This is a genomic window from Chromatium okenii (assembly GCF_002958735.1).
Classification (GTDB): domain Bacteria; phylum Pseudomonadota; class Gammaproteobacteria; order Chromatiales; family Chromatiaceae; genus Chromatium; species Chromatium okenii_A.
In genome coordinates, this window is record NZ_PPGH01000035.1 from 502,693 (window position 1) to 521,698 (window position 19,006).

A 19,006-nucleotide genomic window follows, 5' to 3' on the forward strand; every position below is an offset into this window, starting at 1 on the left:
TTAATTGCGGTAGTCTTCATTCAAGCAATGGTTAATATCTGGGTGCATTTTGCTTAAAAGCCTATTATTTGCCATCACGCTCGTTCATTCACTTTATAACACAAAATTAAATCGGTAAAAACTAGGCTATGAATATTATTAAAAAACCACAAAAAAACCCATCTTGGCTGGAGCCTTTTTTAACGCATTGCCATACTAAAGTATACGATAAAAATATTGATTTAATTCACCAAGGACAGACTGCGGAAACGCTTTACTATTTAATTGAAGGCGCTGTTTCTGCATTGATTGAAGACTCTGATGATCGTCGTGAATTGTTACTTGCTTATATTAACAAAGGCGAATTCATTGGCGAAATGGGATTATTTGTTCCGCAAACCACGCGCAGCGTCATCATTCGCACGAGAACTCGATGTAAGGTTGCAGAAATTACCTATCAGCGTTTACATCGCTTATTAAATGATGAATTAAAAGAAGTTGCTAAAGATTTTTTATTCAGCGTCGGTTTTCAACTCTCGCAACGTTTATTAACGACGAGCCGTAAAGTCGGTGATCTTGCTTTTCTCGATGTCACTGGGCGCGTCGCCGGAATACTGCTTGATCTTTGCCAACAACCTGATGCGATGACACATCCAGATGGAATGCAAATTCGTGTGACTCGCCAAGAGCTTGGGCGTATTGCTGGTTGTTCACGCGAAATGGCTGGGCGCGTCTTAAAAACCTTGGAAGAACAAGGTATCGTTAGGGTAAAGGGTAAAACGATGGTCGTATTAAATGTGCGACCACTGAGTTGAATTGAATTTCATAAATGACCAATCAATTCATCAATATGTGTACTGACGCAGCGTCCCAACGCTGATAACGCATAACCGCCTTCAAGACAGGAGACGACGCGTTCTTGGCAATGTTTCCGCGCCAGCGCGTGAATTTCACGAGTGATCCAACCAAAATCTGCGGTATGCAAATTAAAATGCGCCATATCGTCTTCAATATGACCATCGAAACCGGCAGAAATAAAGATCAATTGCGGCGCAAACGCATCAATCCGCGGCAGCCAAGTTTGACGAATTGCTGACTTAAATGCTGCGCCATCGGTTAAGCGCGGCAGCGGTAAATTAATGACATTCGGCGCAATACTGTCTGCGCCACAGCCGGGATAAAATGGATGCTGAAAACTGGAACAAAATAATACCCGCGATTCGCCGGTGAAAATGTCTTCAGTACCATCGCCATGATGCACATCAAAATCAATAACTAGAATGCGTTCTAAACCGTATTCTGCCAGCGCATGAGCAACACCAACTGCGAGATTATTAAAGATACAAAAACCGCCGCTGCTGCGCCGTCCTGCGTGATGACCCGGTGGGCGCACACAACAAAATGCGGTGTGGTGACGATCACTCATTACCAAATCAACGGCTAAAATTGCGGCGCCCGCTGCGTGAAATGCTGCTGTTAACGAGTGCTCATTCAGCGCCGTATCGCCATCCACCCAATTAAGCGCCCCAGTTTCAGTCGGCGCAGTGTCAATAATTGTTTGAATATAATCACGATCATGCACACGGGCGAGTTGGTCAATATGCGCGGCTGGCGCGTCATAATGCGTGACCAGCATCTCCATTCCCGATGCGACTAAACGGTCCTGAATGGCGTACAGACGCTCTGGGCATTCAGGATGATGTGCGCCCATGCGATGCGCTTGACAGGATGGATGCGAAATAAAAGCGAGGTTCATCCGGTGGTGCCGCTGCGATTTGGAATACTGGCAGTTTAGCGAGCTGTCACAAATTGTCATCGAATTTTAATGGTCAAGCGACAGCACCGTTTGCGCCACTGAATAACGCGGTCAATTACCCAGCAAACCCGCTAGACTTTCAGAATTCATTGTTAACGAAACAGGATAAGTACGCACATGGATCAACATCAGAATTCACGGTTGTTGTTGGGAATCGGCGGCGGCATTTCGGCTTATAAATCCGTCGATTTGGTGCGGCGATTGAAAGAGCGCGGATTTGATGTGCGCGTCGTGATGACGCAGGCAGCGACAACACTGGTCACGCCGCTGACTTTTCAAGCCGTGTCTGGACATCCGGTGCGCACCACACTGCTTGATCCCAGCGCCGAAGCTGGCATGAATCATATCGAGCTGGCGCGATGGGCAGATTGGTTACTGATTGCGCCAGCCACTGCCGATTTAATGGCGCGACTGGCCGCTGGCATCGCCGATGATTTACTCACCACGCTGGCGCTGGCAACGCAAGCCCCGTTATATCTCGCACCTGCGATGAATCAGTACATGTGGCGACATCCAGCGACACAGGAAAATCTGCAAATTCTGCGTGAACGCGGGGCACGCATTCTCGGCCCAGCCGAAGGTGAGCAAGCCTGTGGCGATGTGGGACCGGGACGAATGCTGGAGCCGTTGGAAATTGCCGAGGCGCTGCGTCCACAAGCCGAACGGTTACTCATGGGAGCGCGAGTATTACTGACGGCCGGTCCCACGCGAGAACCGCTTGATCCAGTGCGTTATCTCGGCAATCGCAGCTCCGGGCGCATGGGTTACGCGCTGGCTTCAGCACTGGTCAATCTGGGAGCGCAGGTCGTGCTGGTCACTGGACCAACAGTGTCACCACTGCCGCGAGTAAGCAAAGTTATTCAAGTAGAAACTGCATTGGAAATGCACCGCGCAGTGATGAATGAAGTTGGCGAATGCGCTATTTTCGTCGCAACGGCAGCCGTTGCAGATTATCGACCAATGGAGATTGCGACCCATAAAATTAAAAAAGATGCAGCAGAATTAACGCTGCATTTAATTCGCAACCCCGACATTCTTGCTGACGTTGCCGCATTAAAAGCGCCACCATTTACGGTTGGTTTTGCCGCAGAGACAGAAAATTTAGAGCAACATGCTCGCGCTAAATTAACTGCGAAAAAACTGAATATGATCGCGGCAAATCAGGTCGGCGGAGAACGCGGCGGATTTGAACACGATGAAAATGCGTTAACCGTGTTTTGGCGTGACGGTCAATGCGGATTACCCATGATGAGTAAAACGCAGCTGGCGCGAGAATTGGCAGATTTAATTGCAGAGCATTATCGGGGACATCATGCAACACCGGCTTGAAATCAAGATACTCGACAATCGTTTAGGCTGCGATTTTCCGCTGCCGCAATACGCAACACAGGGATCAGCAGGACTGGATTTACGCGCAATGCTCGAAACGCCGCTGGAATTGCTGCCAAATGAATGCGAATTAGTGCCAACAGGAATGGCAATTCATATTGCGGAACCGGGTATTGCGGGAATGATTTTGCCGCGCTCTGGTTTGGGGCATCGCTACGGCATTGTGCTGGGCAATTTAATCGGGTTAATTGATTCCGATTATCAAGGGCAATTATTAGTGTCTTGTTGGAATCGCAGCGACACACCATTTCGAATTGAAATCGGTGAACGCATTGCACAATTGATATTGGTTCCGGTATTGCAGGCAGAATTGATTGTGGTGGATGAGTTTATGGAATCTACTCGCGGTGCTAGTGGGTTTGGTCATAGCGGAAAGCACTAAATAACACCCAACAGCAGACACAAAAAAACCACCGGCGATGGTGGTTTGATTGATTTCGTGCAATTTGAAATGGTGCCGAGAAGAGGACTCGAACCTCCACAAGCTTTCGCTTACATGGACCTGAACCATGCGCGTCTACCAATTCCGCCACCTCGGCTTATCGCTAAGTGTGCAATCCAACAAGTAATTACGACACCAAGCGAGGCGCAGATATTAGTGAGGCGCACTGGGCTTGTCAACGCTACACTAATTCCTTTTTGCAAATTCACGAGATCACGTGGCAAAACGTCGACCATTTAACCCTACGAAAGAGACCGATCCGCATCATTTGCGCGAGGCGAATAAATACGCCAACCCCATTCCCAGCCGCGAGTTTATCCTCGACATTCTCACCAAAAACCGCGCTCCGCTCTCCCTTGCCGAGCTGGCAACCGACCTCGCTTTAACCACCGAAATTGATTTGATTGCGCTGGAGCGTCGCCTCACCGCGATGGTGCGCGACGGTCAACTATTGCGCAATCGCAACGAAGCATTTTGTTTAGTAAATCAATCGGATTTGATCGCCGGGCGCGTGATCAGTCATCCCGAAGGCTTTGGTTTTGTGCATCCCGATGAAGGCGGCGACGATCTGTATCTCTACGCCAAAGAAATGCGCACGGTGTTTCATGGCGATCGCGTGGTCGTGCGCGTGAACGGACGTGATCGGCGCGGACGCTTGGAAGGCGCAGTCGTCGAAATTCTGGAGCGCAACACACACTCCGTCGTCGGGCGCATTTATCAGGAAGGCGGCGTCGGTTTCGTGATGCCCGACAGCAAACGCCTGACCCACGACATCGTGATTCCCAGCGACCGCCTGAAAGGTGCGCAACACGGGCAAATCGTGGTCGCGGAAATCACCGATCAACCGACTTCGCGCACGCCGCCAATCGGACGCATTTTAGAAGTGCTCGGCGATCACATGGCCGCTGGCATGGAAACCGACATTGCCATTCGCACCCACGAGCTGCCGATTGAATGGCCAGCCGAAGTGCTGGCGGAAGTCGCTGGGTTGACCGCTGAAGTGCCGGAAGCAGCGAAAGCTGGGCGTACCGATTTGCGCCAGCTCGCGCTGGTGACGATTGACGGCGCGGATGCACGGGATTTTGACGACGCGGTGTACTGCGAAAAGAAGCCGAAAGGCTGGAAATTATTGGTGTGCATTGCCGATGTGTCCGCTTATGTCGTCCCCGGCACGGCGCTGGATGCCGAAGCCCAATCACGCGGCAACTCGGTGTATTTTCCAGATCGCGTGATTCCGATGCTGCCGGAGATTCTTTCCAACGGACTGTGCTCGCTCAATCCGCAAGTCGATCGGCTGTGTATGACCGCCGAGCTGTATGTCAACGCGGAAGGCAAGGTCACGCGCACCCGCTTTTTTGAGAGCGTGATGCGTTCGCAAGCGCGGCTGACTTACGATCAAGTCGCGGCGATGGTGGTCGATGGCGACGCCGAACTCTGCACCCAGTTCGCCAATTTGCTGCCGCAATTGCACGAACTTTATCAACTGTATCAAGTGCTTCATGCAGCGCGAGTGGAACGCGGCGCGATTGATTTCGATACCGTCGAAACCAAGTTTGAATTTACCGAGCAGGGGCGCATTGAAGCGATCGTGCCGGTCATTCGCAACGACGCGCATCGGCTGATTGAAGAGTGCATGTTGGCGGCTAATGTCGCGGCAGCGCGGCTGTTTGAGCGCAAACGCATTCCCGCGTTGTATCGCATTCACGACACGCCGCGAGACGATAAGTTAGCGGATTTGCGCGAGTTTCTCGGTCAATTGGCGCTCACGCTGCCCGGTGGTATCAAGCCGACTGCTGCCGATTACGCGCAGTTACTGGAGCAAGTGAAAGATCGCCCAGATCGGCGGTTGATCCAAACCGTGCTGTTGCGCTCGATGCAGCAGGCGATGTATAGCGCGGATAACGTTGGACATTTTGGGTTGGCGTTTGATGCGTATACCCATTTCACTTCGCCGATTCGCCGTTATCCCGATTTGATCGTTCATCGCATCATCAAGCACCTGCTCGCGGGTGGAACGGCAGCGACGCTGGCGTATTCCAAAATCGACCTGCATCACATTGGCGAGCAGTGTTCTGGCACCGAGCGCCGCGCTGATGAAGCGACCCGCGATGCGCAGGACTGGCTGAAATGCGAATTCATGCAGGACAAGCTCGGCGAAAAGTTCGACGGAACCATCACCAGCGTGAATTCGTTCGGTCTGTTTGTGGAACTTGACGCGGTGCACGTGGATGGTTTGGTGCACATCACCACACTCGACAACGATTACTATCACTTTGATCCGATTGGTTATCGGCTGCATGGCGAGCGCACCGGCACGGTGTATCGGCTCGGTGATCGGCTGCGGGTGCAGGTTGCAGCAGTCAATTTGGATGATCGTAAAATTGATTTTGTGCCCGTTGCAGCGCCCGGCGCAGTCAAACGGAAATCCGCGCCACCAGCGGCTCCGGTAAAAGGTCAAGCGCCGCAACAACAGGGTCGCCGCAAACCTGCCGCACATAAACCCGCCAAACCAGAAGCAGCAAAAGAAACTGCGCCAGCGCCAGCCAGCAAAAAGAAATCCCGCTCGCGTCGCCGTAAACGCAAACCTTCTAGCGCACCGCCAGCGAATTCAGAATGAAAAATTTATCTCCTGTCAGTGGCATTCACAGCGTCCGCGCTGCGCTCAAATTTGGCAGCGAAGGCGTCACCGAACTTTGGTTAGAACGCAGTCGCCACGACCGGCGTTTGGCAGAAGTGACGGCGCTGGCGCGTCAAGCTGGCGTCAACATTCGGCAAATGGAACGCGCTGAATTGGACACTGCCGCAGCGGGCACAAATCATCAGGGTGTGCTCGCGTGGGTGCGCGTGCCGGCAGCGCGGTCGGAAGCGGAGTTGACTGCGCTGCTGGATCGGCTGGAGCAACCGCCGTTTTTGCTGCTGCTGGATGAAATCACCGACCCGCATAATTTAGGCGCTTGCCTGCGCACTGCTGAGGCGGTGGGCGTTCAAGCCGTCATCGCGCCGCGTGACAATGCCGTTGGTTTGACGCCAGTCGTGTGTAAAGTCGCCAGCGGCGCAGCCGAAACGCTGCCGTATTTTCAAGTCACCAATCTGGTGCGCGTGATGGAAGACCTGAAAGCGCGGGGCATCTGGCTGACCGGAACCGCTGGCGAAGCAGAATCTGAGCTGTATCAAGTTGATTTTACGGGCGCAATCGGCTTGGTGATGGGCAGCGAAGGCAGCGGTTTACGGCGCTTGACCCGCGATCATTGTGACCGGCTCGTGCGGCTGCCGATGTGCGGTCAAGTTGAAAGTTTGAACGTGTCGGTCGCCGCCGGAGTCTGTTTGTACGAAGCCCTGCGCCAGCGCCGCGCTCATTGATTACAGAGGAAAAAATCATGTCGAAGTCGCTGTTTCAACATGATCGCCCCAATTGGGAACGCGATGGTCAAGGCTGGCCGAATCGGGCATTCAGCCAATTCGTGACGGCGGGCGGTTTGCGCTGGCATGTGCAGCAAATGGGCACAGGTCCGGTGTTGTTGCTGCTGCACGGCACGGGCGCGGCAACCCATTCATGGCGCGATTTAATGCCGTTGCTGGCGCAGCAGTTCACGGTAATTGCGCCGGATTTGCCCGGTCATGGATTCACCACCGCGCCAGCCTACGCACAGATGTCCTTGCCCGGAATGGCAACGGCAGTCGCGGCGCTGCTCACCACGCTGGGCGTAAAGCCGGAGCTGGCGCTGGGACATTCGGCGGGCGCAGCGATTCTGATTCGCCTGTGTTTGGAAGGTGACATCGCGCCGAACGGCATCATCAGTATTAACGGGGCGCTGTTGCCGTGGCGCGGATTGCCAGCGCACATTTTTTCACCCGCAGCCAAATTGCTCGCCGGCAATTCTCTGATGTCACGACTGCTGGCGTGGCGGGCGAGCAATGGGCGCGAGGTCGAGCGGCTGGTTGCCAATACCGGCTCCACGCTCGAACCAGCGGGCGTCGAATTGTATCGGCGGTTGATTCGCTATCCGTCACACGTCCGCGCTGCGTTGTCGATGATGGCGAACTGGAATCTCGATCTGATTGAACAAGCGCTGCCGCAATTGCACACACCGTTGTTTTTACTGGTCGGTGAAGGCGATTTGACGGTGTCGCCGCGTGAAGCGCAGCGCGTGCGCGAGCTGCTGCCCAGCGCCGAATTGATCACGTTGCCTGATCTCGGTCATCTCGCGCACGAGGAACAACCGGCGCAGGTCGCGGCGCTGGTGTGCCAAATTGCCGAGCGGCTGGCGCAGGCGCGAGCCTAATCCACGAATAGCGGCAGCAAGGTTCCTGCTATACTGTCAACCTGTATTGACATAGAATCAGGTCACGCAGACTTGACACTCGCGGCTTCTGACATCCCCAACATGAATTCCAACTCAAAAAAACCACACGCAATTGTCATCGGTAGCGGTTTCGGCGGCCTCGCTGCCGCAGTGCGTTTAGGCGCTCGCGGCTACCAAGTGACCGTTCTTGAACGTCTCGATGCGCCCGGCGGACGTGCTTACGTCCATCAGCAAGACGGCTTCACCTTCGACGCTGGTCCCACCATCATCACCGCTCCGTTTTTGCTGGATGAACTCTGGGCGTTGTGCGGGCGCGTGTTTGCGGACGAAATTGAACTGAAATTGATGAATCCGTTTTATCGGATTCGTTTCGATGACGGCAAAGTCTTTGATTACAACGGCGATCCTGATGCAGTGAAAGCACAGATCGCGCAATTTGCGCCCGCTGATGTAGACGGCTACGACCGTTTTATGAAGATGAGCGAGGAAGTGTGCAAAGTTGGTTTTGAGCAACTGGGGCACATTCCATTCACGTCTTGGACGGATATGGCCAAGATCGTGCCGAATATGGTGTGGCTGGAAAGCTATCGCACTGTTTATGGCATGGTCTCGAAATACATTAAAGACCCGTACATTCGGCAGGTGCTGTCGTTTCATCCGCTGTTGATCGGCGGTAATCCGTTTACCGTCACCGCCATTTATGTGCTGATTTCCTTTTTGGAACGCAAATGGGGTGTGCATTCGGCGATGGGCGGCACGGGTGCGCTGATTAAAGGATTGGTCAGTCTGATTGAAGGGCAGGGCGGTACACTGCGCTATAAATCAGAAGTAGCTGAAATTACAGTGGAAAATGGAAAAGCAAGCGGAGTGCGCCTCACTTCTGGCGAGATGCTAACTGCGCCGGTGATTGTCTCCAATGCAGATGCTGCAACGACCTACAACAAGCTGCTGGCGACCACCAAACGCAAGCGGTGGACGGATAAACGGCTGGCGCGTTCGCGGTATTCCTGCGGGTTATTTGTCTGGTATTTCGGCACCAAGCGTCAATATCCTGATGTCAAACATCACACCATTTTGCTCGGTCCGCGCTATCAAGAATTGATTACCGACATCTTTACCAACAAGGTGTTAGCGAAAGATTTCAGCCTTTATCTGCATCGCCCAACCGCGACTGATCCAAGTCTAGCGCCTGACGGCTGCGATACGTTTTATGCACTTGCGCCCGTGCCGAACCTTGCCAGTGGCACCGATTGGGCGACGGTTGCCGAATCCTATCGCGCCAAAATTGCTCGCTATCTCAGCGAGACGGTTTTGCCCGATTTAGAAGACAACATTGTGACTTCGCTGGTGACGACTCCCCAAGATTTTCAGGACAGGCTGCTGTCCTATCACGGGGCCGGTTTTAGTCTTGAGCCCATCCTTTTGCAGAGTGCGTGGTTTCGACCACACAACAAAAGCGAAGAGGTGGACAGTCTTTACTTGGTCGGTGCGGGAACCCATCCGGGGGCTGGCGTCCCTGGTGTTCTGTCGTCGGCCCGCGTCCTCGATACGGTGGTCCCTCATGCCTCAACTTATCGTTAAATCAAACACTTCAACTCGTCATCACGCGGCTGCAGACTTGAATGTCTGCCGTGATCTGCTGCGCGACGGCTCGCGTTCGTTCTACGCTGCATCCTTTCTGCTGCCTCAAAAATTTCGCGATCCCGCGATTGCGCTCTATGCGTTTTGTCGCATCGCCGATGACGCCATTGATTGCGTCGATGGCGATCCGGTGGCGCAGGCTGCTGCACTCACCATGCTTCACAATCGGCTCGACCGCATTTATGACGGTTGCCCGATTGATGATCCCGTGGATCGGGCGCTGACGAGTGTCGTGGTGCAGTGCGCGATGCCCAAGCGTCTACTCGAAGCCCTGTTAGAAGGCTTTGAATGGGATGCGCAAGGGCGTTGTTATGACGATTTATCTGGCGTTTATGACTACTCAGCGCGGGTCGCTGGCACGGTTGGCGCGATGATGGCCGTGTTGATGGGCGCACGTTCGGCGGAATTAGTTGCTCGCGCCTGCGATCTTGGCGTGGCAATGCAGCTCACCAACATCTGCCGTGATGTCGGCGAAGATGCGCGAAATGGACGGCTATATTTGCCGAAACAGTGGCTGCGCGAGGCGGGCATTGATCCTGATGAATGGTTGAAACAGCCGGTATTTAGCGAGGCGCTGGCTTCGGTGGTGCAACGGTTACTGGATGCAGCCGATGCGTTATATCAACGTTCCGATGCCGGAATTGCCGGTTTATCAATTGGTTGTCGCGCTGGCATCAATGCGGCGCGGTATCTGTACGCCGAAATTGGGCGGCAGGTCGAACGCCAAGGTCTGGATTCAATTTCACGCCGCGCTGTAGTGCCAGCACCACGCAAACTGGGATTGCTCGCGCCAATTCTCGGCAAGGCGATTGTCACTTCGCCGCAGATTTCAGCTCCGGCGCTGATGGAAACGCGGTTTTTGGTGGATGCGGTGGTTGAGGCAACACCCAAGTCATCAGCCCCTTCAGCACAGCGCGGCGGGATGTTGCGAGTGTTGGAATTGCTGGCGCTGCTGGAAGAACGTGAACGCGCTTTAGGTGTGCGTTGTGGCGATCTGAATTGACACTAAACAACCGCTGCGCCGCCTTTCGTGGTTTCAGCGGCTTGTTGTACACTGACAATCATCAATTTCAAAATATCACTGAGCAGTGACTGAGGGACGCGCATGGGAGCCACAACACGAATCGAGCAGGCCTTGGCCGATGCCATAGATCATGTGGCGATTGCGGGTTGTCCCCCGCGTTTGGTTGAAGCCGTTCGTCATGCGGTCTTTCCGGGCGGGGCGCGAGTGCGTCCAAAGTTATGCCTCGCGGTCGCAGCGGCTTGTGGCTACAAATTGATACTGCCGCTGAAGCAGTGGCAGCGTCGATTGAACTGCTCCATTGCGCTCTCTCGTTCACGATGATTTACCCTGCTTTGATGATTCCCCGATGCGCCGTGGCATTCCATCGGTGCATCGTGCGTTTGGCGAACCGCTGGCAGTTTTGGGGTGACGCTTGATTATTCTCGCTTTTGAAAATTTGGCACGCTGTCTCGTTGATACACCTGAGCGCCTCGCACCGTTGCTGTTGACGGTGAGTCGTTCAGTCGGATTGCCTTATGGCATCACTGCCGGTCAAGCGTGGGAGTGCGAACCGCGTGTTACGGTTGAGGAATACCATCGCACAAAACCGGCTCACTGTTTGCCGCTGCTACTGCTGCTGGCGCACAGATTGCCGGCGCAGATGCGGATTTGTGGCGCATCGTTGGCGACCGCATTGGCGAGGCGTATCAGGTTGCTGATGATTTGCGTGATGTCGCAGCAACAGCGCAAGAAGTGGGTAAACCGGTCGGACGAGATGCAGTGTTAAACCGTCCGAGCGCAGCAGGTGAACTCGGTATTGATGGTGCAATTGAGCGGTTACAGCAATTGGTCAAAGGCGCAATTGATGCGATTCCACCTTGTCCAGGATCAGCGCAATTGGCTGAAGTATTAAAAGCAGAATCACGCCACATTATGCCAAAGAATCTCGCACAATACGCTGCTTGATTTTTTCATAACACAGCAATAAAAAGGCAGCTCAGGCTGCCTTTTTATTGCTGTGTTGTTTTGCTTTGCCAGACCAATTAAATGCCAGCAAGCCAATTAAATTCAGCAGTGCTCAATAAAATGAAATGAATCGTAAACCCTAACACGAAAAGAAACCCAGTCAACGCCATTAAGACGAGAGCGGGACTAAACATCTGCCAGATTTTGTGCATGTATTACTCCAGAAACTTGAAGCGGGACGACACCAGTAAGGCATACATCCCGCCAAAATAAAGCGTTCTATGGTCTATCAGTCGATTAGAGCCAAGGACGCCAGAACCATGCCAGCAAGTGAGCAAATACAGCAACACCAATAAATGAAGACATACCCTGCATGAAGAATTCATTGAATTCTTTAGCTTCTTGATCTGTCAAACCAGCGCCGCTTTTTACATCAGCCATTGAATTAACCTCAGATTTCACACGATGATCGTTAATTGATTCAGTGGTGACAGCATCAATACTCGTAAGAGATTGTCTGTCAACGCTTAAATCTTACAGCCAAGGACGCCAGAACCAAGCCAGTAGATGAGCAAAAACTGCAACGCCAACGAACGTTGACATGCCTTGCGTAAAAAAGTCATTGAATTCTTTTGCTTCTGCGTCAGTCAATCCAGTCAAGCTCTTTTCGTTAGCCATTTGGTGTTGCCTCTTTAAGTGTTATGTCGAGTCTTTCACACGCCGGATGTTAATTAACCCGGCGCAGACTGAGTGATTGCTCACTCGGTTCGAGCTAGTAAACAACGGAAAACTTAACATTCAAGACTCCCGCCGCACCAGCATACTGGTTGGCGCATTTGCCTTGTTTATCAAAGGCATATCGTAACACGCCTACCTAACCAGTAGTATAGTGTCAGTCTAGCTTAACGAATATAGATGTCAATCTAAATTTACATCTACATCCACAGTTTGATGACACGCAATTTTGCTACACCGCTCGCGCCGCAATCAATCGCGTTTGTAACGGACGACGCGTCCGGACTAAACGAATTTGATCGAATCCCGCTTCGGTTAACATCGTTTTTAATTCTCGCGGAGGACGAGTGCGCCCGCTCCCCATTGCCAATAAATATAGCCCAAAATAGGCGTCTCCAACCGGTTCGGCACCTGGCGTTTCTGACATGGGCTCAATGACCAACAACGTTCCGCCCGGCGGCAATGCAGCTCGTACCGCACGAAGAATGTGCATCGCGCCATCATCATTGTGATCGAGAATTACTCGCACCAATGAAATGACGTCTGCGCCCTTCGGTAACGCATCGGCTTTAAGATTACCGCCGTGCACTTGAATCCGTTCCGCCAACCCGATGGTTGCAAAATGCGTTGCCGCTCGCTCAACCACTGCGGGTAAGTCAAACAATTTCAATTTAAGGTCTGGCCAGCGTTTGGCAACTGCAATAAAAAGCGCCCTCACCGCCACCAACATCCATTAAACATTGGTGCGCAGATAATGGATAAGCATCCAGCGCATCTTCTGCTACAAAACCGCTCGATGCTGACATCAGAGTGCTGTATTCCGCTACGCGCTGGTCGCCATCCGCTGCGGGATTCACTGAACACGCATAAGACCAATAACGACTTAATTCGGTTTCGCCGAGTTCGCCACGAAATAATGCCAATGGATCGTCAATGTCGTGATAGAGCATTCGATGGTGTTTCACCATTGCCGCAATACCGGGATTACCGGGCATGGCAATGCCCAACCGACCTAATCCATAACGGTTTTCACTGCGGCGTTCCAATAAATCAATGGCTACTGCAGCGCGTAATAACCGATCAGCGGCAATTGGTGACATGCCCATGTGTATTGAAAGATCAGCAGCAGTCTGCGGACCATCAGCAAGCCGATTAAATAAATCAAGCTCCACACAGGCATAAAGGATTTGGGAATAGACGAAACCAGCGGTGATGTCGAATAGCCCACGCGCACGACGCGAGGCTTCCCAGCGCGTGAGTGGAAAATCAGCCGCCCAGCGTTGAAACTGTGGACTCGCTAATTTGCGGTCGCGCCAAATGCGCCAACGTTCGAGAATTGAAAACTGCACTGCAATGAATCCCACCTAAATGACGGCGTTATGAAATCCATCGGTTTCAGGCAAGCGTTTGGAGGGGTACGTCGCAGATACCGACGGGAAGGAATACATAAGCAAAAACAAACCGCCTTAACACCTCGAGTTGAATGAATACACAGTCAAGTCAGGAGAATGTTAAGACGGTTAATGCAGCACCCATCAATAATAACAAGTGGGTCACTGCTTAAAATGCAAGCAAACTTACTGCGCTTGGGTTGCAGCAACTGGAGCAGGTGCAACAACAGCAGCAGGAGCATTCACACGAACGGAATCTTTAAAGCCATAGCCTGGCAAAGATAATGCGTAGCCATGAACCAGCCACATCTGTACAAACAAGATGCCGAAGAAAGGAACCATCCAAGTGGCTGGATTGATAACGGTCCAGATTTTCCAATCTTCTTCAGGATGATTAGGAGCGGCAATGGATGGATCAGCCAACATAACTGGAACTTGCATGGAAAATCTCCTAAAAAATTAAAATTTCAAAAACCAAAGTCTTCAAACCAAAACGGTCTTAGAACCAAGGTTGATAGACCCAAGTGACAACGTGAACGACACACGCAATCATCACCCAGCTCCAAGTGCCATGCTTCCAATGTTCATGGAATTCTTTTGCTTGTTCGTCAGTCAAACCAGACAGATTTGCTACTTTTACGTCAGCCATAGATGCCTCCAGAAAAAAAGTTTTGACCATGCGGTCAGTATGGAATCGCTAATTGTTTTGTTGTACGAACCACTTGGATTCAACACTTCGCGACGCCTTGAGTGTTAGTTTAGTCTGACACCCATCAGTGTCAAGGTTTATTTACACTCTTTGAAAATCCGTTTATCGCAGGTCGCACACTGCGTTTTATCGAGTTTCTGATAGATCCCGCGAATCGCCGCAGTTTTCGCTTGAAACACATTGCGTGCATCGGTGTCATCCAACAACCGCAGCGTTCCATCTCTTCCCACAATCCCTGTTTGACGTTAATCAGATACATGCCGCCGCCGCTGGCAAATCGCCGTGCACTTTCCCGCGCCAGCGTCTGTCCGCCCTGCAAATCCACGAAATTGATGCCGTTCGCAATCAACGCTAGATGCTTTTGTTGCGGATGTTCGGCACGCAGCCGATCAAAGAACTGCTCAATATGCGCGACCGAGCCGAAAAACAGCGAACCATCAATGCGTAAAAACCGCAATTGCGGACACTGCGGCACATCCGGCGAGCTGGAAAACGCATGATTCGGCGCTCGCGGATCAGGCGCTAAACTGACGATGCGCGGTTTTGAAGTTCGATCCAAATAGAGCACCAGCGACAGTAATACGCCGGAAAAATGGCAAATTCCAATTCCAAAAAGATCGCCGAAAAAAATGTCACTGCCAATACGCTGGTTTCGCGTTTTGAGGAATGCAAAATATGACGAATTTCTTTGAAATCAATTAGATTCCAAGCGACTAAGAATAGAATCCCTGCCATTGCTGCTTTGGGCAAATAACTGGCGTAAGGTGCAACCAATAACACAATTGCCATCAGCATGAACGCAGCGAAAATCGAAGCTAAAGGTGTACGCGCACCAGCTTCGTAATTCACTCCACTGCGATTAAATGAGCCAGTTGCCACATAACCGGAAAAGAATGACCCCGCGATATTTGATAGCCCTTGTCCGATAAATTCCTGATTGCCATCAATGCGATAACCACCGCGAGCTGCCAGCGCCCGCCCAATTGATACTGCTTCGGTCAATGCAAATAACGTGACTGCTAATGCCGATGGTGCGAGTTGCCGAATGTGCTCCAGTGTCAACGATGGCGCGGATAACGGTGGCAACGTCGCCGGCAACGCGCCGACCGTGGCAATGCCGGTTTGTGCTGCGCCCAGCCAGTCCGTCAAACCCAGCGCCAGCACACTGCCGGCAACCATCGCCACGATCATGTAAGGAATCTTTGGAAACCAGTATCTGCAAGCGATTCCCACGCCGAGCGTGATCACTGCCACCAACGTTGCTGCCGGATTGATCTCCAGCACATGACCCATGAATTGCCACACAATTTCATGCAGATTGCCGCCGCTGTCCATTTCAACGCCGAAAAAGTGTTTCAACTGTTTCGCCGCAATCAGCACTGCTGCGCCAGCGGTAAAGCCCACCACCACGGAATGCGAAATAAAGTTGACCAATGCGCCCATGCGGGCAAATCCCAGCACCAACTCCATCACGCCGACCATGAACGTCAAGGTCAGCGCCAGCACCACATAATCCGGTGAACCCGGCAGCGCCATCACCGATAACGCGGAAAACAGCACCACTGATGCAGCGGTGGTCGGTCCAGACACCAGATGCCGCGATGAACCGAACCAAGCAGCAATCATCGCGGGCACCATGCCTGCGTAAAGACCATATTCCGGCGGCATTCCTGCGATGGTGGCGAACGCCACGCCCTGCGGCAGCACCACAATTGCGCCAGTCAATGCGGCGACGGTATCTGCTTTCACGTCCTCAGCACGAACTTGAGGCAGCCAGTTTTTATACGGTGTCGTCCATGACCAATCGAGTGACCGCAGCGCCTGAGCAGAAGCAGCTCCTATCTGTCGCGCCGTGTCGGTGAAGTTGAACGAAGGAGAAGTTTTCATATCTTTTGATGTGTGATCCGATCCATTGATGTCTTAAACCGTAGGCATATCAGCGCGATCACTCGCGTTTTCGGCATCTTGCCGCTACTAAATATCTAACAAAATCTATACAAAAGCGGGTAGTGGTCTCATCAATAGGGTTGATTTACAATAGATTAAGAAATTCTCAACCCTATTAACAGGATCACTACCAAATGCGCGAGCAATTGATTAAAGCAATGGCGTTTTGAGCCACAGGCTTTATCTAAGTACACTGTTTGCGCAGGTGTGAGACGCAATTCAATTTTGTGTGCCAGTAACATTTTCGTCGGTCAATTCAGTAACGGCTTCGTTGAGTTTGTCTAAAAATTGTTTGTTTTTGTGGCTTCGTGAGCCATAAAGTCTCGCGCTAAAAATGGTAATAATTTCTAACACATCTTTTGCGAGTTCTTCTTCAAAGCGGGGTTGTTCGCCTTTATGAATAATAATGATTTCAATGCTTTGTGCTTCACATAAGGCAAATACCAATTCTGCACCAAAACGCAATAATCGGTCTTTATGCGTAATCACCAGCCGTTTAATGCTTTTTTTTAAAATCATTTCCAGCAATTTGTTCAGGCCTTTTTTGCGGTAATTCATACCTGAACCTAAATCCGCTATCACTTCGGTTCGCCAACCTTTTGCCGCGCAATACGCTTCGAGCATATCTTGTTGTCGTTGCAAATCTTCTTTTTGGTCGTGACTTGAAACGCGAGCGTAACACACCGTCGGGGCATCGATTTCACCTACGCTCATCAATTCGGCAACGCTGTAGTAACGTGTTCCACCTTGCGTTTTTCGCGTTGGGACTAATTCGCCCGACGCTTCCCATCGACGCAATGTATTGACACACGTTCCCAACATTTTTGCCGCTTCACCTATTTTTACTAGTTTCTTTTCCATAAGTATAGACTTTAGTAGATATGTATAGATTATTGCAAGCTATTACTTGCCCATTCACCCGCGCCTGCAAAATCTCAACCAATGCCGGATGACTCCCGACCAACGGCGTCGGATGTACGTCAAATCCGGGATAATCTGCCCGCACTCGAGCGATGATCGCTGCAATATCGCCTGCCGCTCCCGCATGGCGACCGGCAGCGATAAACAACATGGCGAGAATCACGGGCGTTGCACGATCCGTCGCCGCTAATCCCCGCAACACTTCTTCCAATAACGCGCCGTTGAAATCGTAAGCCGCTTCCGCTCGCCGCTCCATCACCGCTTGCGTCACCTGCATCGTCGCGCCCAAGCGTTCGCCCAGCTGCGCACTCAACCAATCGCGCACTGCCGTCACTGCGGGCAGCGGTGAACCGTGATCGACGACCACCACGCGCTGCGCCGAATGACGCAACTGCGCTGCCGTTTGCAGCACATGGTCAACCACAATATCCACTAAACGCGGTTCACCGTTCGGCAACGGACACAATTCTGGTGCGATCTGAAACTGAAATGCACCGCACTCACGAGCGACGCAGCAGCGGTTTCTGGCACAAATTCAGTCAAGGCACGACTGCGACCGAAAAACAGCGGAATGAACGCAATTCCCGCTGCCCTTCGCCCAGCAGCCGGCGCAACGCTGGCGCGAGCGTTTCGGCAGCGCGTCCGTCAATTCGCCGCCGGAATCCTATCGGAATGCAGCAACGACACTGGATGCACCGACTCACCAATCCGCTCGCCGAGTGCTGCCGCAAGTCGGCGCAAATTGCGCGTGGAATCAGCGCGACGCGAGCCGTTATCAATCAGTAGCAGTGTGCGCATTCTTATTCAGCGTGATGAAGTCATTCGCGGCGTTCTCGTCGTGACATTGGCAGAATTTAGAGCAGTGCGAGACTAACGCGATTGCGACCGAGATGCTTGGCCGTAAACAGTTGGGCATCAGCGTGCGCCATCAGATCAAATGCGGAGGTGTCCAAACTCGGCTGACAGAACGCAGCGCCGATGCTAATCGTGACATAGCGTGCAACGGATGAAGTGCTATGCGGAATCTGTTGCACGGCAATACTCACCCGCAGTTGTTCGGTCATCGTCACCAAACCTGCTTGATTGATTCCACTGAATAAACAGACAAATTCTTCGCCACCGTAGCGAGCGACAAAATCGCTGCCGCGCTGCATCTGTTTCGCCAGTGCTCCAGCAACGCGACGCAGACAGTCATCACCAGCAAGATGACCGTAGGTATCGTTGTATTGCTTGAAATAATCAATGTCGATCATCGCCACCACGAGGTTGTCATGGGCGCGGCAAGCGCGTTTCCATTCCTGCACCAGCCGCTCGTCGAAAGCACGGCGATTGGGAATACTGGTTAGGCCATCAAAATGTGAAAGGCGACTGAGAATGTCGCGCTGGCGCTTAAGTTCCAAATGCGTCCGCACGCGCAGCCGCACGATCATCTCGTTGAAAGGTTTAACAATATAATCGACTGCGCCCAGCTCCAGCCCGCGAGCTTCTTCATCAGCATCATTCAGCCCAGTAATGAAAATCACCGGAATGTTTTGGAATTGCGGATTAGCTTTGAGCGTTGCGCAAACTTGATAACCATCCATGCCGGGCATCATCACATCGAGCAAAATTAAATCTGGTTCGCAACTTTCTACTAAGCGGAGTGCGGCTGATCCAGTTGTTGCAGCGGACACCTGATGTCCTTCAGCCGCCAAGATTCGACTCAACATTCGTACATTATCTGGCACATCATCAACAACGAGTACGCGCACAATCCAATCCTC

Annotated in this window: 19 protein-coding genes, 1 tRNA gene and 3 pseudogenes; 10 read left to right on the forward strand and 13 right to left on the reverse strand. The window is 52.1% G+C overall.

Annotated features, from left to right (window positions below):
• Nucleotides 1-128 precede the first annotated feature (128 nt).
• Nucleotides 129-794: a cAMP-activated global transcriptional regulator CRP gene (gene crp / locus CXB77_RS10700; protein ID WP_105073872.1), complete on the forward strand. Its 666-nt coding sequence runs from the start codon at nucleotides 129-131 to the stop codon at nucleotides 792-794.
• 8 nt (nucleotides 795-802) lie between these two features.
• On the opposite strand, the gene CXB77_RS10705 is transcribed toward crp, so the two are convergent.
• The gene (locus tag CXB77_RS10705) at nucleotides 803-1,735 is read right to left on the reverse strand and encodes a histone deacetylase family protein (RefSeq protein WP_105073873.1); all 933 of its coding nucleotides are present in this window, start codon (nucleotides 1,733-1,735) and stop codon (nucleotides 803-805) included.
• A gap of 177 nt (nucleotides 1,736-1,912) precedes the next feature.
• Here CXB77_RS10705 and coaBC point away from each other — a divergent pair, with 177 nt between their 5' ends.
• A complete protein-coding gene (gene coaBC / locus CXB77_RS10710) occupies nucleotides 1,913-3,124 on the forward strand; it encodes a bifunctional phosphopantothenoylcysteine decarboxylase/phosphopantothenate--cysteine ligase CoaBC (protein ID WP_105073874.1) in 1,212 nt (403 codons plus the stop codon).
• The gene (gene dut, locus CXB77_RS10715; protein ID WP_105073875.1) at nucleotides 3,108-3,566 is read left to right on the forward strand and encodes a dUTP diphosphatase; all 459 of its coding nucleotides are present in this window, start codon (nucleotides 3,108-3,110) and stop codon (nucleotides 3,564-3,566) included. Before coaBC ends, dut begins: the two co-directional genes overlap by 17 nt.
• 70 nt (nucleotides 3,567-3,636) lie before the next feature.
• Here dut and CXB77_RS10720 read toward each other — a convergent pair.
• Nucleotides 3,637-3,723: transfer RNA gene (locus tag CXB77_RS10720), tRNA-Leu, on the reverse strand.
• A gap of 120 nt (nucleotides 3,724-3,843) precedes the next feature.
• On the opposite strand from CXB77_RS10720, the gene rnr reads away from it, so the two are divergent.
• From rnr to CXB77_RS10750, 6 genes and pseudogenes are all read left to right on the forward strand, one after another.
• Nucleotides 3,844-6,243 carry a ribonuclease R gene (gene rnr / locus CXB77_RS10725; protein ID WP_105073876.1) on the forward strand — a complete coding sequence of 800 codons (2,400 nt, stop codon included), beginning with the start codon at nucleotides 3,844-3,846 and terminating at the stop codon, nucleotides 6,241-6,243.
• Nucleotides 6,240-6,986, forward strand: coding sequence for a 23S rRNA (guanosine(2251)-2'-O)-methyltransferase RlmB (gene rlmB / locus CXB77_RS10730; protein ID WP_105073877.1), 747 nt, complete (start codon nucleotides 6,240-6,242; stop codon nucleotides 6,984-6,986). Before rnr ends, rlmB begins: the two co-directional genes overlap by 4 nt.
• A gap of 17 nt (nucleotides 6,987-7,003) precedes the next feature.
• Nucleotides 7,004-7,909, forward strand: coding sequence for an alpha/beta fold hydrolase BchO (gene bchO, locus CXB77_RS10735; RefSeq protein WP_105073878.1), 906 nt, complete (start codon nucleotides 7,004-7,006; stop codon nucleotides 7,907-7,909).
• A gap of 102 nt (nucleotides 7,910-8,011) precedes the next feature.
• Nucleotides 8,012-9,511, forward strand: a complete 1,500-nt coding sequence (locus CXB77_RS10740) for a phytoene desaturase (protein ID WP_105074046.1) — start codon at nucleotides 8,012-8,014, stop codon at nucleotides 9,509-9,511.
• Complete coding sequence (locus tag CXB77_RS10745) at nucleotides 9,492-10,574, forward strand: phytoene/squalene synthase family protein (RefSeq protein WP_105073879.1); 1,083 nt, start codon at nucleotides 9,492-9,494, stop codon at nucleotides 10,572-10,574. Before CXB77_RS10740 ends, CXB77_RS10745 begins: the two co-directional genes overlap by 20 nt.
• A gap of 102 nt (nucleotides 10,575-10,676) precedes the next feature.
• Nucleotides 10,677-11,540: pseudogene (locus CXB77_RS10750) on the forward strand (polyprenyl synthetase family protein).
• 77 nt (nucleotides 11,541-11,617) lie between these two features.
• Here CXB77_RS10750 and pufA (CXB77_RS10755) read toward each other — a convergent pair.
• The 10 genes and pseudogenes from pufA (CXB77_RS10755) to CXB77_RS21860 all read right to left on the reverse strand — a co-directional run bounded on the left by pufA (CXB77_RS10755) (nucleotide 11,618) and on the right by CXB77_RS21860 (nucleotide 17,700).
• On the reverse strand, nucleotides 11,618-11,752 hold the full coding sequence (pufA, locus tag CXB77_RS10755) for a light-harvesting antenna LH1, alpha subunit (RefSeq protein WP_105073880.1): 135 nt from the start codon (nucleotides 11,750-11,752) through the stop codon (nucleotides 11,618-11,620).
• An 85-nt stretch (nucleotides 11,753-11,837) separates the two neighbouring features.
• Complete coding sequence (pufB, locus tag CXB77_RS10760; RefSeq protein WP_105073881.1) at nucleotides 11,838-11,981, reverse strand: light-harvesting antenna LH1, beta subunit; 144 nt, start codon at nucleotides 11,979-11,981, stop codon at nucleotides 11,838-11,840.
• Between the two features lie 93 nt (nucleotides 11,982-12,074).
• A complete protein-coding gene (gene pufB, locus CXB77_RS10765; RefSeq protein ID WP_105073882.1) occupies nucleotides 12,075-12,218 on the reverse strand; it encodes a light-harvesting antenna LH1, beta subunit in 144 nt (47 codons plus the stop codon).
• Between the two features lie 289 nt (nucleotides 12,219-12,507).
• Nucleotides 12,508-13,639 (reverse strand): annotated as a pseudogene (locus tag CXB77_RS24635) (methyltransferase).
• A gap of 213 nt (nucleotides 13,640-13,852) precedes the next feature.
• Nucleotides 13,853-14,107: a light-harvesting antenna LH1, alpha subunit gene (pufA, locus tag CXB77_RS10775; protein WP_105073883.1), complete on the reverse strand. Its 255-nt coding sequence runs from the start codon at nucleotides 14,105-14,107 to the stop codon at nucleotides 13,853-13,855.
• Nucleotides 14,108-14,165: 58 nt separating this feature from the next.
• Entirely contained in the window at nucleotides 14,166-14,315 is a 150-nt protein-coding gene (gene pufB, locus CXB77_RS10780; protein WP_105074047.1) for a light-harvesting antenna LH1, beta subunit, read from the reverse strand.
• Between the two features lie 137 nt (nucleotides 14,316-14,452).
• Nucleotides 14,453-16,262 (reverse strand): annotated as a pseudogene (locus CXB77_RS10785) (SulP family inorganic anion transporter).
• 155 nt (nucleotides 16,263-16,417) lie between these two features.
• Nucleotides 16,418-16,564, reverse strand: a complete 147-nt coding sequence (locus CXB77_RS10790) for a helix-turn-helix domain-containing protein (protein WP_105073884.1) — start codon at nucleotides 16,562-16,564, stop codon at nucleotides 16,418-16,420.
• The gene (locus CXB77_RS10795; RefSeq protein WP_105073885.1) at nucleotides 16,542-17,183 is read right to left on the reverse strand and encodes an IS607 family transposase; all 642 of its coding nucleotides are present in this window, start codon (nucleotides 17,181-17,183) and stop codon (nucleotides 16,542-16,544) included. The genes CXB77_RS10790 and CXB77_RS10795 overlap by 23 nt, the downstream gene beginning before the upstream one ends.
• Nucleotides 17,155-17,700, reverse strand: a complete 546-nt coding sequence (locus tag CXB77_RS21860; protein ID WP_242445630.1) for a sirohydrochlorin chelatase — start codon at nucleotides 17,698-17,700, stop codon at nucleotides 17,155-17,157. The genes CXB77_RS10795 and CXB77_RS21860 overlap by 29 nt, the downstream gene beginning before the upstream one ends.
• Before the next feature lie 114 nt (nucleotides 17,701-17,814).
• Here CXB77_RS21860 and CXB77_RS21865 point away from each other — a divergent pair, with 114 nt between their 5' ends.
• Nucleotides 17,815-18,117 (forward strand): hypothetical protein, encoded by a 303-nt coding sequence (locus CXB77_RS21865; RefSeq protein ID WP_242445631.1) that lies wholly within the window; start codon nucleotides 17,815-17,817, stop codon nucleotides 18,115-18,117.
• On the opposite strand, the gene CXB77_RS10805 is transcribed toward CXB77_RS21865, so the two are convergent.
• Nucleotides 18,098-18,994, reverse strand: coding sequence for a diguanylate cyclase domain-containing protein (locus CXB77_RS10805; RefSeq protein ID WP_277949389.1), 897 nt, complete (start codon nucleotides 18,992-18,994; stop codon nucleotides 18,098-18,100). The two genes, CXB77_RS21865 and CXB77_RS10805, sit on opposite strands and share 20 nt — an antisense overlap.
• Nucleotides 18,995-19,006: the final 12 nt, after the last annotated feature.